This is a genomic window from Streptomyces sp. NPDC104367, from assembly GCF_055583825.1.
Genome location: NZ_JBVJND010000025.1, coordinates 110,863 through 126,097, shown reverse-complemented (window position 1 = coordinate 126,097; position 15,235 = coordinate 110,863). Strand labels below are relative to the sequence as shown.

The following is a 15,235-nucleotide window of genomic DNA, read 5'->3' as shown; positions in this document are numbered from 1 at the left end:
TACGCGAGGACGCGCGTACGCAGGGCAGTAGTACCAGGGCGCGAGCACTGAGGAGCATCGTTGAGCAGGCTGCGTTGGCTGACCGCGGGGGAGTCCCACGGTCCCGCACTTGTCGCGACGCTGGAGGGCCTTCCCGCCGGCGTGCCGATCACCACGGAGATGGTCGCCGACCATCTCGCGCGGCGGCGGCTCGGCTACGGCCGCGGTGCGCGCATGAAGTTCGAGCGTGACGAGGTCACCTTCCTCGGCGGCGTCCGGCACGGCCTCACCCTCGGCTCCCCGGTCGCGGTCATGGTGGGCAACACCGAGTGGCCCAAGTGGGAGCAGGTCATGGCGGCCGACCCGGTCGACCCCGAGATCCTGGCCGGCCTCGCCCGCAACGCCCCGCTGACCCGGCCGCGCCCCGGCCACGCCGACCTGGCCGGCATGCAGAAGTACGGCTTCGACGAGGCCCGGCCGATCCTGGAGCGCGCCTCCGCCCGGGAGACCGCGGCCCGGGTGGCCCTCGGCGCCGTCGCCCGGTCGTACCTGAAGGAGACGGCGGGCATCGAGATCGTCTCGCACGTCGTCGAGCTGTGCTCGGTGAAGGCCCCGCAGGGCGTGTACCCGACCCCGGCCGACGTCGAGAAGCTGGACGCCGACCCGCTGCGCTGCCTGGACGCCGACGCGTCCAAGGCGATGGTCGCGGAGGTCGACCAGGCCCACAAGGACGGCGACACCCTCGGCGGCGTGGTCGAGGTGCTGGCGTACGGCGTCCCCGTCGGCCTCGGCTCGCACGTGCACTGGGACCGCAAGCTGGACGCCCGTCTCGCCGGCGCGCTGATGGGCATCCAGGCGATCAAGGGCGTCGAGGTCGGCGACGGCTTCGAGCTGGCCCGGGTGCCCGGCTCCAAGGCCCACGACGAGATCGTCGGCACCCCCGAGGGCATCCGCCGTGTCTCCGGCCGGGCCGGCGGCACCGAGGGCGGTCTGTCCACCGGCGAGCTGCTGCGGGTACGGGCCGCGATGAAGCCCATCGCGACCGTGCCGCGCGCCCTGAAGACCGTGGACGTGGCGACCGGCGAGGCCACCCAGGCCCACCACCAGCGCTCCGACGTCTCCGCCGTGCCGGCCGCCGGCATCGTCGCCGAGGCGATGGTCGCCCTCGTCCTCGCGGACGCGGTCGCCGAGAAGTTCGGCGGCGACTCGGTCGGCGAGACCCGCCGGAACGTGCGGTCGTACCTCGAGAACCTGGCCATCCGGTGAGCACCGCGCCGTTGGTCGTGCTGGTCGGCCCGATGGGCGTCGGCAAGTCCACCGTCGGGGAGCTGCTCGCCGAGCGGCTCGGTGTCGGCTACCGCGACACCGACGAGGACATCGTCACCGCCGAGGGCCGCACCATCGCCGACATCTTCGTGGCGGAGGGCGAGCCCGCCTTCCGGGCCGTCGAGAAGCGGGCGGTGCACGCGGCGCTGACCGAGCACGAGGGCGTCCTCGCGCTCGGCGGCGGCGCGATCCTCGACGCGGAGACCCGCGGCCTGCTCACCGGGCAGCGGGTGGTCTACCTCTCCATGGACGTCGAGGAGGCCGTCAGGCGCACCGGCCTGAACGCGGCCCGGCCGCTGCTCGCCCTCAACCCGCGCAAACAGTGGCGCGAGCTGATGGAGGCCCGGCGGCACCTGTACGAGGAGGTCGCCACGGCCGTCGTGACGACCGACGGCCGTACGCCCGAAGAGGTCACCCAAGCAGCCCTGGACGCACTGGAGTTGAAGGAAGCATGAGCGAGGCAGTCACCCGGATCCAGGTCGGCGGCACGGCGGGCACCGAGCCGTACGAGGTCCTGGTGGGCCGTCAGCTGCTGGGCGAGCTGGGCGGGCTGATCGGCGAGAAGGCCAAGCGGGTGGCCGTCGTGCACCCCGAGGCGCTCGCCGAGACCGGCGACGCGCTCCGCGCCGACCTGGCCGGGCAGGGCTACGAGGCCGTCGCCATCCAGGTGCCGAACGCCGAGGAGGCCAAGACCGCCGAGGTCGCCGCCTACTGCTGGAAGGCGCTCGGCCAGTCCGGCTTCACCCGCTCCGACGTCATCGTCGGCGTGGGCGGCGGAGCCACCACGGACCTGGCCGGATTCGTGGCCGCCACCTGGCTGCGCGGGGTCCGCTGGATCGCCGTCCCGACCACGGTGCTCGCCATGGTCGACGCGGCCGTCGGCGGCAAGACCGGCATCAACACCGCCGAAGGCAAGAACCTGGTCGGCGCCTTCCACCCGCCGGCCGGTGTGCTCTGCGACCTCGCCGCGCTGGACTCGCTGCCCGTCAACGACTACGTCTCCGGGCTCGCCGAGGTCATCAAGGCCGGCTTCATCGCCGACCCGGTGATCCTGGAGCTCATCGAGTCCGACCCCGAGGCCGCCCGCACCCCGGCGGGCCCGCACACGGCCGAGCTGATCGAGCGCTCCATCCGGGTCAAGGCGGAGGTCGTCTCCACCGACCTCAAGGAGTCCGGCCTGCGGGAGATCCTCAACTACGGCCACACGCTCGGCCACGCCATCGAGAAGAACGAGCGCTACAAGTGGCGCCACGGCGCCGCGGTCGCGGTCGGCATGCACTTCGCCGCCGAACTGGGCCGGCTCGCCGGACGCCTGGACGACGCGACGGCGGACCGCCACCGCGCGGTCCTGGAGTCGGTCGGCCTGCCGCTGCACTACCGCTACGACCAGTGGCCCAAGCTGGTCGAGACGATGCGGGTCGACAAGAAGTCCCGTGGCGACCTGCTGCGGTTCATCGTCCTGGACGGCCTCGCCAAGCCGACCGTCCTGGAGGGCCCGGACCCGGCCGTACTGCTCGCCGCGTACGGCGAGGTCGGCCAGTAGGTCCACCGCTGTTCCCCGCCCGGTCCGCCTCGGCGCACGGGCACTTCGGACCGCCCCCGGCCGTTTCACCAAACGACGGCCGGGGGCGGTACCGTTCGGCGACGAGCGCAGCCGAACATGACGAGACGGAGTGGCACCGGATGCAGCACGCGGGATCTCCGCTGCCGCCGCCCCACCAGCCGGGGCAGGGACCGGCCGGCTGGCAGCCGGCCGCACAGCACCCGGGAGCGCCACACGGCCCCGCGCCCGTGCCGCCGCCCCCGGCCGCGCCCCCGCAGCCCTCGCTGCCGCCCGTCCCCCCGCGTACTCCGGCCCCGCAGCATCCCTCCGCCCCGCAGCATCCCTCCGCCCCGCCGCCGGCCGACAGCACCGGCCATCTCCCGCTGCCGCCCGGCGGTCCCGTGGGTGTCCCCACCGCGCCCCCGGCCGCGGCCGCCGCGCCCGACCCGACCACCACCACGCTGGCCGTCCTGCTCATCGGCCCGGCCGGCGCGGGCAAGACCAGCGTGGCCAAGTACTGGGCCGACCACCGCCGGGTCCCCACGGCCCACATCAGCCTCGACGACGTCCGCGAGTGGGTCCGCTCCGGCTTCGCCGACCCGCAGTCCGGCTGGAACGACAACTCCGAGGCCCAGTACCGGCTGGCCCGCCGCACCTGCGGCTTCGCCGCCCGCAACTTCCTGGCCAACGGCATCTCGTGCATCCTCGACGACGCGGTCTTCCCGGACCGCCCCGTCGTCGGCCTCGGCGGCTGGAAGCGCCATGTCGGCCCCGGCCTCCTCCCGGTCGTCCTCCTCCCGGGCCTGGACATCGTCCTGGAGCGCAACGCCGAACGCACGGGCAACCGCCGCCTCACCGACGAGGAGGTCGCCCGCATCCACGGCCGTATGGCGGGCTGGTACGGCTCGGGCCTCCCGATCATCGACAACTCCCAGCTGGACGTCCCGACCACGGCCCGGGTCCTGGACGAGGTCCTGGCCAGAGCGATCGCGAGCCCCCCGAACTGGTAGACGAGGGTGAGCGGAGACACCTGGGGCGCCGGGGGTACCCACGGCCGAAGGCCGGGGGAGGAACCGCTCGACCGGCCTCCACCGGCCTCCACCGGCCCGCACCCGACGACGCACCCCACTCGGCCCTCCCCGACCGGCACAAACCGCTCATAACTCCTACGCTCGTGTCATGTCCGAGGTGTACGCCGCCCGCCGAACCCGCCTGAGGGACCGCTGCCAGGCCAGCGGCAGCGCTTCCGCGCTGATCTCGCGCCCCGCCAACGTGAGGTACCTCGCCGGGGCCGCCCCGACCGGCTCCGTCCTGCTGCTCGGCAGACGCGAGGACCTCCTCGTCTGCCCCGACCGGCAGGGCGAGCACGCTGCCGAGGCCCGCCCCGACGACTCCCTGCGCCGGCACCTCCTGGAGGGCCCCGGCGGCGATCCCGCGGTCGCCGCCGCCGGCCTCGCCGCCGCCCAGGGCGCCGACCTCCTCGCCGTGGAGGAGCACCACCTCACCGTGGCCCGCCACCGCGGCCTCTCCTCGGTCGCCCCCCAACTCCGCCTCACCGACCTGGGCGGCGCCGTCGAGCAGCTCAGGGTCGTGAAGGACGAGGAGGAGATCTCCTTCCTCCGCATCGGCGCCGAGATCGCCGACCAGGCCCTCGGCGAGCTGCTGGAGTCGATCCTCGTCGGCCGCACCGAACGGCACCTCGCGCTGGAGCTGGAGCGCCGCCTGGTCGACCACGGCGCCGACGGCCCGGCCTTCCCCACCTCCGTGGCGACCGGGCCCAACTCGGGCCGCCGGGGCCACCGGCCGACCGACCGGAGGGTCGAGGAGGGCGACTTCCTCTCCGTCTGCCTCGGCGCGACCTACCGCGGCTACCGCTGCGAGATCGGCCGTACCTTCGTCATCGGGACCTCGCCCGCGGACTGGCAGATCGAGCTGTACGACCTGGTCTTCGCCGCCCAGCGGGCCGGCCGGGAGGCCCTCGTGCCCGGTGCCGCCCACCGCGACGTGGACCGCGCCGCCCGCCAGGTGCTGGACTCCGCGGGCCACTCCGAGGGCCTCCAGCCGCTCACCGGACACGGTGTGGGACTCGAAATCGACGAGGAGCCGCAGCTCGCCCCCTCGGCCATGGGTAAACTGGACGCTTGCGTGCCGGTCACCGTCGAACCGGGGGTCCACCTCCCGGGCCGGGGCGGTGTCCGGATCGATGACACGCTCGTCGTCCGCCCCGAGGCGGACGGCGGACCCGAGCTACTCACCATCACGACCAAGGAGCTGCTCGCACTATAGGGAAGGTGCGTGCCCCGGGGTCGTCCACGTCAGTCCAGGAGATTCCGCAACCGTGGCTTCCACGAACGACCTCAAGAACGGCCTGGTGCTCAAGCTCGAAGGCGGCCAGCTCTGGTCCGTCGTCGAGTTCCAGCACGTCAAGCCCGGCAAGGGCCCCGCCTTCGTGCGCACCAAGCTCAAGAACGTGCTGTCCGGCAAGGTGGTCGACAAGACCTTCAACGCCGGCGTCAAGGTCGAGACGGCCACTGTCGACAAGCGCGACATGCAGTTCTCGTACATGGACGGCGAGTACTTCGTCTTCATGGACATGGACACGTACGACCAGCTGCACATCGACCGGAAGACCGTCGGCGACGCCGCGAACTTCCTGATCGAGGGCTTCACGGCCGTCGTCGCCCAGCACGAGGGCGAGGTGCTCTTCGTCGAGCTCCCGGCCGCCGTCGAGCTCACCATCCAGGAGACCGAGCCGGGCGTCCAGGGCGACCGCTCCACCGGTGGCACCAAGCCGGCCACGCTGGAGACCGGCCACCAGATCCAGGTCCCGCTCTTCATCACCACCGGTGAGAAGATCAAGGTCGACACCCGCACGAGCGACTACCTCGGCCGGGTGAACAGCTAACCGTGGCTGCCCGCAACACGGCCCGCAAGCGCGCCTTCCAGATCCTCTTCGAAGGCGACCAGCGCGGGGCCGACGTCCTGACCGTCCTCGCGGACTGGATCCGGCTCTCCCGGGACGACACCCGGCAGCCGCCGGTGAGCGAGTACACGATGCAGCTGGTCGAGGGCTACGCCGTGCACGCCAGGCGGATCGACGAGCTGATCGCGCAGTACGCCGTCGGCTGGACGCTGGACCGGATGCCGGTCGTCGACCGCAACCTCCTGCGGCTGGGCGCGTACGAGCTGATCTGGGTCGACGGGACGCCGGACGCCGTCGTCCTCGACGAGATGGTCCAGCTGGCCAAGGAGTTCTCCACGGACGAGTCGCCCTCGTTCGTGAACGGCCTCCTGGGGCGGCTGAAGGAGCTGAAGCCGTCGCTGCGCCGCGAGGAGTAGCGGGGGAGCCGACGAACGCCGGAAGGCCCGCAGCGAGCTGCTGCGGGCCTTCCGGCGTTCGTGCGCCCGAGGGGGCGGGCGGGCCGCTGATCGGGCGGCTGGCGGCCGTGTGCGGCTTGTCGCGCACTTCCTCGCGCGCCCAGGGCGGTGGCGCCGCCGTCGCTCACCAGGTGAGGCGTGATGACAGAAAACCGCCGGGACAGTCGGAACCATCGAGTTCCGGCCACCCCGGCGGCACGTTTCTGCTCAGGTGCTGAGCGGCTCAGGCCTCTTCGTGCGTGGCCACCGCGCGGCGGGCGTCCGCGTCCAGGACACCCCAGCTGATCAGCTGCTCGGTGAGGACCGAGGGCGACTGGTCGTAGATGACGGCGAGTGTGCGCAGGTCGTCCTGGCGGATCGACAGCACCTTGCCGTTGTAGTCACCGCGCTGGGACTGGATCGTCGCCGCGTAGCGCTGCAGCGGGCCCGCCTTCTCGGCCGGCACGGTCGCCAGCCGCTCCAGGTCGAGGACCAGCTTCGGCGGGGGCTCGGCGGCACCGCCGGGGGTCGTGCCCGGCAGCAGCTCCTGCACCGGCACACCGTAGAAATCCGCCAACTCGGCAAGGCGCTGCACGGTCACGGCACGGTCGCCGCGCTCGTACGAGCCGACCACCACGGCCTTCCAGCGCCCCTGGGACTTCTCCTCGACACCGTGGAGGGAAAGGCCCTGCTGGGTGCGGATGGCCCGGAGCTTGGCCCCGAGCTGTTTGGCGTATTCGCTGGACATATAGCTCCCCGGACACTGTGTCGACGCGGCCGGCCTTGGTCCCGCCGCGCGGCTGGTAACTCACTGTGAGGTTACGCAGCGTTACACTCTCGCGTCAAGCCGAATGGTCCGCACCGACTCTTCCGTCCTCGCGCCGACCGGTTACGCCAAGGGGGTGACAGGGAGCCTCGGAGGCACCTGCTACGGTGGATGGCGCAAATCCGACGTCCTTTAAGGTCCGTCCCGTGAGGCGGAGAAGGGGGTCCGTTTCGTATGGACAAGCAGGACACGCAGGAAACGCCCGACAGCCAGGCGGCCGACGCGCGGCCCGTTCTGGAGGGGCCCGACATCGCACGGGTGCTGACGCGTATCGCCCACGAGATCGTCGAACGCGCCAAGGGCGCCGACGACGTGGTGCTCCTCGGCATCCCGACCCGCGGCGTCTTCCTCGCCCAGCGGCTCGCCGGCAAGCTGGAACAGGTCACAGACCGCAAGATTCCGGTCGGTTCGCTCGACATCACCATGTACCGCGACGACCTGCGCATGCACCCGCCGCGAGCGCTGGCCCGCACCGAGATCCCCGGTGACGGCATCGACGGCAAGCTGGTCGTCCTCGTCGACGACGTGCTCTTCTCCGGCCGCACCATCCGCGCCGCCCTCGACGCCCTCAACGACATCGGGCGCCCCCGCGCGGTCCAGCTCGCGGTCCTCGTCGACCGCGGTCACCGCGAACTGCCCATCCGCGCCGACTATGTCGGCAAGAACCTCCCCACGTCGCTGCGGGAGACGGTCAAGGTCCTGCTCGCCGAGGAGGACGGTCGCGACACCGTGCTGCTCGGTGTGAAGCCGACCCAGTAGCAGGCTCAGGGGCGCGCGCCGCTTCGGCACGCCCCCGGCTGCCCGGAATCTCCCGATACCTGAACTGCCTTACGGAGCCTGACAGATGCAGCGTCATCTCATCTCGGCCGCCGACCTCACCCGCGACGACGCCGTCCTGATCCTCGACACCGCCGAGGAGATGGCCCGGGTCGCCGACCGGCCGATCAAGAAGCTGCCGACCCTGCGCGGCCGCACCGTCGTCAACCTCTTCTTCGAGGACTCGACCCGGACCCGGATCTCCTTCGAGGCCGCCGAGAAGCGGCTCTCCGCCGACGTCATCAACTTCACCGCCAAGGGGTCGAGCGTCTCCAAGGGCGAGTCCCTGAAGGACACCGCCCAGACCCTGGAGGCGATGGGCGTCGACGCCGTCGTCATCCGGCACGGCGCCTCCGGGGCGCCCTACCGCCTCGCCAACTCCGGCTGGATCGACGCCGCCGTCATCAACGCCGGCGACGGCACCCACCAGCACCCCACCCAGGCCCTCCTGGACGCCTTCACCATGCGCCGCCGGCTCGTCGGCCGGGACGCCGGGATAGGGCAGGACCTGGCCGGCAAGCGCATCACGCTCGTCGGCGACGTCCTGCACAGCCGGGTCGCCCGCTCCAACGTCGACCTGCTGCACACCCTCGGCGCCGAGGTCACCCTGGTCGCCCCGCCCACCCTGGTGCCGGTCGGCGTCGAACGCTGGCCCTGCGAGGTCTCCTACGACCTCGACGCGGTGCTCCCCAAGTCCGACGCCGTGATGATGCTCCGCGTGCAGCGCGAGCGCATGAACGCCGCGTTCTTCCCGACCGAGCGCGAGTACTCGCGGCGCTACGGCCTCGACGGCGAGCGCATGGCGAGGATGCCCGAGCACGCCATCGTGATGCACCCCGGCCCGATGGTCCGCGGCATGGAGATCACCGCCGAGGTCGCCGACTCCGAGCGCTGCACCGTAGTCGAGCAGGTCGCAAACGGAGTCTCCATCCGGATGGCCGTCCTGTACCTCCTGCTCGGCGGCAACGAACCCGCCGTCAGCCACGCCCGCACCACCGAGGAGAAGTAAGACCCATGAGCAAGATCCTGATCCGTGGTGCGAAGGTGCTCGGCGGTGAGCCGCAGGACGTCCTGGTCGACGGCGAGACGATCGCCCGGGTGGGCGAGGGACTGCCCGCCGACGGGGCCGAGGTCGTCGAGGCCGCCGGCAAGGTGCTGCTGCCGGGCCTCGTCGACCTGCACACGCATCTGCGCGAGCCCGGCCGCGAGGACTCCGAGACCGTCCTCACCGGCACCCGCGCGGCGGCGAGCGGCGGCTACACGGCCGTCTTCGCCATGGCCAACACCTTCCCGGTCGCCGACACCGCCGGTGTGGTCGAGCAGGTCTACCGGCTCGGCCGCGAGCACGGCTACTGCGACGTCCAGCCCATTGGCGCCGTCACCGTCGGCCTGGAGGGCAGGAAGCTCGCCGAACTGGGCGCCATGCACGAGTCGGCCGCCGGGGTCACCGTCTTCTCCGACGACGGCAAGTGCGTCGACGACGCCGTGATCATGCGCCGCGCCCTGGAGTACGTGAAGGCCTTCGGCGGGGTCGTCGCCCAGCACGCGCAGGAGCCGCGGCTGACCGAGGGCGCCCAGATGAACGAGGGGATCGTCTCGGCGGAGCTGGGACTCGGCGGCTGGCCGGCGGTGGCCGAGGAGTCGATCATCGCCCGGGACGTCCTGCTCGCCGAGCACGTCGGCTCCCGCGTCCACATCTGCCACCTGTCGACCGCCGGGTCCGTCGAGATCGTCCGCTGGGCCAAGTCCCGCGGCATCGACGTCACCGCCGAGGTCACCCCGCACCACCTCCTGCTCACCGACGAACTGGTGCGGTCCTACAACCCGGTCTACAAGGTCAACCCGCCGCTGCGCACCGAGCGCGACGTGCTGGCCCTGCGCGAGGCGCTCGCCGACGGCACGATCGACATCGTCGCCACCGACCACGCCCCGCACCCGCACGAGGACAAGGACTGCGAGTGGGCCGCCGCCGCCATGGGGATGGTGGGCCTGGAGACCGCGCTGTCGGTGGTGCAGGAGACCATGGTGGACACCGGCCTGCTGACCTGGTCCGGCGTCGCCGACCGGATGTCCGCCGCCCCCGCGCGGATCGGACGGGCCGCCGGTCACGGCCGTCCCGTCTCGGCTGGTGAGCCCGCCAACCTCACGCTCGTCGACACGGAATACCGTGGCCCGGTGGACCCCGCGGGATTCGCCTCGCGCAGCCGCAACACCCCTTACGAGGGCCGTGAGCTGCCGGGCCGTGTCACCCACACATGGCTGCGGGGCAAGGCGACGCTCGTGGACGGGAAGCTCACGTGACACCTCTGATCCTGCTGGCGGACGAGAAGAAGTCCGCCGCGGTGACCGACTGGGCCGCGCGCATCGGCTGGCTGGTCGGTCTGGCCCTCTTCGTCGCGCTCGTCTACTGGCTGATGCGCGAGGGCTGGAAATGGCGCGGCACCCTCCAGGGCGACCTCCCGGAGCTGCCCACCCGCCCGTCGCCCACCACCACCCTCAACGGGGGCGGCAAGCCGCCGCAGTCCGGAATGCCGGACGACGCCGGTGCCGCGAGACTGACCATGAGCGGCCGCTACCACGGCTCCACCACGGCCGGGCAGTGGCTGGACCGCATCGTGGCCCGAGGCCTCGGCTCCCGCAGCCGGGCCGAGCTCACCCTGACCGACGCGGGCCTGGACGTCGTACGCCCCGGGGCGACCGACTTCTTCATCCCCGCCGCCGCGCTCCGCGAGGCCCTGCTGGGCAAGGGCATCGCGGGCAAGGTCCTCACCGAGGGCGGACTGCTCGTGGTGACCTGGCAGCACGGCGACCGGCTGATCGATTCCGGATTCCGCTCGGACCACGCGGCCGAGCACACCGAATGGGTCGAGGCCATCAACTCCATGATCAAGACACCTAGCACGGAAGGCGCCGAACGATGACGACCTCCACAAGGGGAACCGGGAAGGTTCCCGCCGTACTCGTCCTGGAGGACGGCCGGATCTTCCGCGGCCGCGCCTACGGGGCCGTGGGGGAGACCTTCGGCGAGGCCGTGTTCTCCACCGGCATGACCGGCTACCAGGAGACCCTGACGGACCCGTCGTACGACCGCCAGATCGTGGTCGCCACCGCCCCCCAGATCGGCAACACGGGGTGGAACGACGAGGACGACGAGTCCAGCCGCATCTGGGTCTCCGGCTACGTCGTGCGCGACCCCGCACGCGTGCCCTCCAACTGGCGCGCCAAGCGTTCGCTGGACGCGGAACTGGTCGCGCAGGGCGTGGTCGGCATCTCCGGGATCGACACCCGCGCCCTCACCCGCCACCTCCGCGAGCGCGGCTCCATGCGCGCCGGCGTCTTCTCCGGCGAGGCCGTCGCCACCGACGCCGAGCTCCTCGCGCGCGTGCAGGCCCAGCCGCACATGAAGGGCGCCTCGCTGTACGAGGAGGTCGCCACCAAGGAGGCGTACGTCGTCCCGGCCGTCGGGGAGAAGCGGTTCACCGTCGCCGCCGTCGACCTCGGCATCAAGGGCATGACCCCGCAGCGGATGGCCGAGCGCGGCATCGAGGTGCACGTCCTGCCCGCGACCGCCACCGAGGACGACGTCTACGCCGTCTCCCCGGACGGCGTGTTCTTCTCCAACGGCCCCGGCGACCCGGCCACGGCCGACGGCCCGGTCGCCCTGATGACCGCCGTCCTGGCGCGGAAGACCCCGCTCTTCGGCATCTGCTTCGGCAACCAGATCCTCGGCCGCGCGCTCGGCTTCGGCACCTACAAGCTGAAGTACGGCCACCGGGGCATCAACCAGCCGGTCCAGGACCGCACGACCGGCAAGGTCGAGGTCACCGCGCACAACCACGGCTTCGCCGTGGACGCGCCGCTCGACCAGGTCAGCGAGACGAAGTTCGGCCGCGCCGAGGTCTCGCACGTCTGCCTCAACGACAACGTCGTGGAGGGGCTCCAGCTGCTCGACCAGCCGGCCTTCTCCGTCCAGTACCACCCCGAAGCGGCAGCGGGTCCCCACGACGCCGCCTACCTGTTCGACCGCTTCGTTTCCCTGATGGAGGGCCAGCGTGCCTAAGCGCACCGATATCCAGTCCGTCCTGGTCATCGGCTCCGGCCCGATCGTCATCGGCCAGGCCGCCGAGTTCGACTACTCCGGCACCCAGGCCTGCCGCGTGCTGCGCGCCGAGGGCCTCCGCGTCATCCTCGTCAACTCCAACCCGGCGACGATCATGACCGACCCGGAGATCGCCGACGCCACCTACGTCGAGCCGATCACCCCGGAGTTCGTCGAGAAGATCATCGCCAAGGAGCGCCCCGACGCCCTGCTGCCCACCCTGGGCGGCCAGACGGCCCTGAACACCGCGATCTCGCTCGACGAGAACGGGGTCCTGACCAAGTACGGCGTCGAGCTGATCGGCGCCAATGTCGAGGCCATCAACAAGGGCGAGGACCGCGACCTGTTCAAGGAGGTCGTGGAGGAGGTCCGCCGCAAGATCGGGCACGGCGAGTCCGCCCGCTCGGTCATCTGCCACACCATGGACGAGGTCGTCGCCGGCGTCGAGACGCTCGGCGGCGGCTACCCGGTCGTCGTCCGCCCCTCCTTCACCATGGGCGGCGCCGGCTCCGGCTTCGCCCACGACGAGGAGGAGCTGCGCCGCATCGCCGGCCAGGGTCTGACCCTCTCGCCGACCACCGAGGTGCTCCTGGAGGAGTCCATCCTCGGCTGGAAGGAGTACGAGCTGGAGCTGATGCGCGACAAGCACGACAACGTCGTGGTCGTCTGCTCCATCGAGAACTTCGACCCCATGGGCGTGCACACCGGTGACTCCATCACCGTCGCCCCGGCGATGACCCTCACCGACCGCGAGTACCAGATCCTGCGCGACATCGGCATCGCCGTGATCCGCGAGGTCGGCGTCGACACCGGCGGCTGCAACATCCAGTTCGCGGTGAACCCCGAGGACGGCCGGGTCATCGTCATCGAGATGAACCCGCGCGTGTCCCGGTCCTCGGCGCTCGCTTCCAAGGCCACCGGCTTCCCCATCGCGAAGATCGCCGCCAAGCTCGCCGTCGGCTACACGCTGGACGAGATCCCCAACGACATCACGCAGGAGACCCCGGCCTCCTTCGAGCCCACGCTCGACTACGTGGTCGTCAAGGCCCCGCGCTTCGCGTTCGAGAAGTTCCCCTCCGCCGACTCCACGCTGACCACCACCATGAAGTCGGTCGGCGAGGCCATGGCCATCGGCCGCAACTTCACCGAGGCCTTCCAGAAGGCGCTGCGCTCGCTGGAGAAGAAGGGCAGCCAGTTCACCTTCGTCGGCGAGCCCGGCGCCAAGGACGAGCTGCTGCGCGAGGCGGTGCGCCCCACCGACGGCCGGATCAACACCGTCATGCAGGCCATCCGCGCGGGCGCCACCCCCGAGGAGGTCTTCGACTACACGAAGATCGACCCCTGGTTCGTCGACCAGCTCTTCCTCATCAAGGAGATCGCCGACGAACTGGCCGGCGCGCCGGAGCTGAGCGCCGGCCTGCTCGCCGAGGCCAAGCGGCACGGCTTCTCCGACCAGCAGATCGGTGAGATCCGCGGGCTGCGCGAGGACGTCGTCCGCGAGGTCCGGCACGCGCTGGGCGTGCGCCCGGTCTACAAGACGGTCGACACCTGCGCCGCCGAGTTCGCCGCGAAGACGCCGTACTTCTACTCCTCCTACGACGAGGAGACCGAGGTCGCGCGGCGCGAGAAGCCGGCCGTCATCATCCTCGGCTCCGGCCCCAACCGCATCGGCCAGGGCATCGAGTTCGACTACTCGTGCGTGCACGCCTCCTTCGCGCTGAGCGACGCGGGCTACGAGACCGTGATGGTCAACTGCAACCCCGAGACCGTCTCCACCGACTACGACACCTCCGACCGGCTGTACTTCGAGCCGCTCACCCTGGAGGACGTCCTGGAGATCGTCCACGCCGAGCAGCAGGCCGGCCCGGTCGCCGGCGTGGTGGTCCAGCTGGGCGGACAGACCCCGCTGGGCCTGTCGCAGGCGCTGAAGGACAACGGCGTGCCGATCGTCGGCACCTCCCCGGAGGCGATCCACGCGGCCGAGGACCGGGGCGCCTTCGGACGGGTGCTCGCCGAGGCGGGCCTCCCGGCCCCCAAGCACGGCACCGCCACCACCTTCGCCGAGGCCAAGGCCATCGCCGACGAGATCGGCTACCCGGTCCTGGTGCGGCCGTCCTACGTGCTCGGCGGACGCGGCATGGAGATCGTCTACGACGAGACCCGGCTGGAGTCCTACATCGCCGAGTCGACCGAGATCAGCCCCACCCGGCCGGTCCTCGTCGACCGCTTCCTGGACGACGCGATCGAGATCGACGTCGACGCCCTCTACGACGGCGAGGAGCTGTACCTCGGCGGCGTCATGGAGCACATCGAGGAGGCCGGCATCCACTCCGGCGACTCGGCGTGCGCCCTGCCCCCGATCACCCTGGGCGGCTTCGACATCAAGCGCCTGCGCGCCTCCACGGAGGCCATCGCCAAGGGCGTCGGCGTCCGCGGCCTGATCAACATCCAGTTCGCGATGGCCGGGGACATCCTCTACGTCCTGGAGGCCAACCCGCGCGCGTCCCGTACCGTCCCCTTCACCTCGAAGGCGACCGCGGTGCCGCTGGCGAAGGCCGCCGCGCGGATCTCGCTGGGCGCGACCGTCGCCGAACTGCGCGCCGAGGGCCTGCTGCCGGCCCGGGGCGACGGCGGCGAGCTGCCCTTCGACGCGCCGATCTCCGTCAAGGAGGCCGTCATGCCGTGGTCGCGGTTCCGCGACATCCGCGGCCGCGGTGTGGACACCGTCCTCGGCCCGGAGATGCGCTCCACCGGCGAGGTCATGGGCATCGACTCCGTCTTCGGCACGGCGTACGCCAAGTCGCAGGCCGGCGCGTACGGGCCGCTGCCCACCAAGGGCCGCGCGTTCATCTCCGTCGCCAACCGCGACAAGCGGTCGATGATCTTCCCGGCGCGGGAACTGGTCGCCCACGGCTTCGAGCTGCTCGCCACGTCCGGCACCGCCGAGGTGCTCAAGCGCAACGGCATCAACGCGACGATCGTGCGCAAGCAGTCGGAGGGCACCGGGCCGAACGGGGAGCGGACCATCGTCCAGCTCATCCACGACGGCGAGGTGGACCTCATCGTCAACACCCCGTACGGCACGGGGGGTCGCCTGGACGGGTACGAGATCCGGACCGCCGCGGTGGCCCGCTCGGTGCCGTGCCTGACGACCGTGCAGGCGCTGGCGGCGGCCGTGCAGGGCATCGACGCGCTGAACCACGGGGATGTCGGGGTGCGGTCGCTCCAGGAGCACGCGGAGCGGCTGACCGCGGCTCGGGACTGACAGGTCGTAGTGAGGCTGCGGGCC

At 71.7% G+C, this 15,235-nt stretch carries 14 protein-coding genes; 13 read left to right on the top strand and 1 reads right to left on the bottom strand.

What is annotated here, in order from left to right; translation table 11 throughout:
• Positions 1-60: 60 nt before the first annotated feature.
• From aroC to nusB, 7 genes are all read left to right on the top strand, one after another.
• Entirely contained in the window at positions 61-1,245 is a 1,185-nt protein-coding gene (aroC, locus tag ACZ619_RS32055) for a chorismate synthase (RefSeq protein ID WP_469606366.1), read from the top strand.
• A gap of 32 nt (positions 1,246-1,277) precedes the next feature.
• Positions 1,278-1,760, top strand: a complete 483-nt coding sequence (locus ACZ619_RS32050) for a shikimate kinase (protein WP_469606406.1) — start codon at positions 1,278-1,280, stop codon at positions 1,758-1,760.
• Positions 1,757-2,848: a 3-dehydroquinate synthase gene (aroB, locus tag ACZ619_RS32045; RefSeq protein ID WP_469606364.1), complete on the top strand. Its 1,092-nt coding sequence runs from the start codon at positions 1,757-1,759 to the stop codon at positions 2,846-2,848. The genes ACZ619_RS32050 and aroB overlap by 4 nt, the downstream gene beginning before the upstream one ends.
• Before the next feature lie 140 nt (positions 2,849-2,988).
• On the top strand, positions 2,989-3,858 hold the full coding sequence (locus tag ACZ619_RS32040; protein ID WP_469606361.1) for a Pro-rich N-terminal domain-containing protein: 870 nt from the start codon (positions 2,989-2,991) through the stop codon (positions 3,856-3,858).
• A 169-nt stretch (positions 3,859-4,027) separates the two neighbouring features.
• On the top strand, positions 4,028-5,134 hold the full coding sequence (locus ACZ619_RS32035; RefSeq protein ID WP_469606360.1) for an aminopeptidase P family protein: 1,107 nt from the start codon (positions 4,028-4,030) through the stop codon (positions 5,132-5,134).
• Between the two features lie 52 nt (positions 5,135-5,186).
• Positions 5,187-5,753 carry an elongation factor P gene (gene efp / locus ACZ619_RS32030; RefSeq protein WP_046726575.1) on the top strand — a complete coding sequence of 189 codons (567 nt, stop codon included), beginning with the start codon at positions 5,187-5,189 and terminating at the stop codon, positions 5,751-5,753.
• 2 nt (positions 5,754-5,755) lie between these two features.
• On the top strand, positions 5,756-6,187 hold the full coding sequence (gene nusB / locus ACZ619_RS32025; RefSeq protein WP_469606356.1) for a transcription antitermination factor NusB: 432 nt from the start codon (positions 5,756-5,758) through the stop codon (positions 6,185-6,187).
• Positions 6,188-6,449: 262 nt separating this feature from the next.
• On the opposite strand, the gene bldD is transcribed toward nusB, so the two are convergent.
• Complete coding sequence (gene bldD, locus ACZ619_RS32020) at positions 6,450-6,953, bottom strand: transcriptional regulator BldD (protein ID WP_014671524.1); 504 nt, start codon at positions 6,951-6,953, stop codon at positions 6,450-6,452.
• A 252-nt stretch (positions 6,954-7,205) separates the two neighbouring features.
• Here bldD and pyrR point away from each other — a divergent pair, with 252 nt between their 5' ends.
• The 6 genes from pyrR (at position 7,206) to carB (ending at position 15,211) form a co-directional block, all read left to right on the top strand.
• The gene (gene pyrR, locus ACZ619_RS32015) at positions 7,206-7,790 is read left to right on the top strand and encodes a bifunctional pyr operon transcriptional regulator/uracil phosphoribosyltransferase PyrR (RefSeq protein ID WP_469606353.1); all 585 of its coding nucleotides are present in this window, start codon (positions 7,206-7,208) and stop codon (positions 7,788-7,790) included.
• An 85-nt stretch (positions 7,791-7,875) separates the two neighbouring features.
• On the top strand, positions 7,876-8,856 hold the full coding sequence (locus ACZ619_RS32010) for an aspartate carbamoyltransferase catalytic subunit (protein ID WP_469606351.1): 981 nt from the start codon (positions 7,876-7,878) through the stop codon (positions 8,854-8,856).
• A gap of 5 nt (positions 8,857-8,861) precedes the next feature.
• On the top strand, positions 8,862-10,148 hold the full coding sequence (locus tag ACZ619_RS32005; protein ID WP_469606348.1) for a dihydroorotase: 1,287 nt from the start codon (positions 8,862-8,864) through the stop codon (positions 10,146-10,148).
• The gene (locus ACZ619_RS32000; RefSeq protein ID WP_469606346.1) at positions 10,145-10,768 is read left to right on the top strand and encodes a PH-like domain-containing protein; all 624 of its coding nucleotides are present in this window, start codon (positions 10,145-10,147) and stop codon (positions 10,766-10,768) included. Before ACZ619_RS32005 ends, ACZ619_RS32000 begins: the two co-directional genes overlap by 4 nt.
• A complete protein-coding gene (gene carA, locus ACZ619_RS31995) occupies positions 10,765-11,907 on the top strand; it encodes a glutamine-hydrolyzing carbamoyl-phosphate synthase small subunit (RefSeq protein ID WP_469606344.1) in 1,143 nt (380 codons plus the stop codon). Before ACZ619_RS32000 ends, carA begins: the two co-directional genes overlap by 4 nt.
• Positions 11,900-15,211, top strand: a complete 3,312-nt coding sequence (carB, locus tag ACZ619_RS31990; protein WP_469606341.1) for a carbamoyl-phosphate synthase large subunit — start codon at positions 11,900-11,902, stop codon at positions 15,209-15,211. The genes carA and carB overlap by 8 nt, the downstream gene beginning before the upstream one ends.
• The last annotated feature ends 24 nt before the right edge of the window (positions 15,212-15,235 follow it).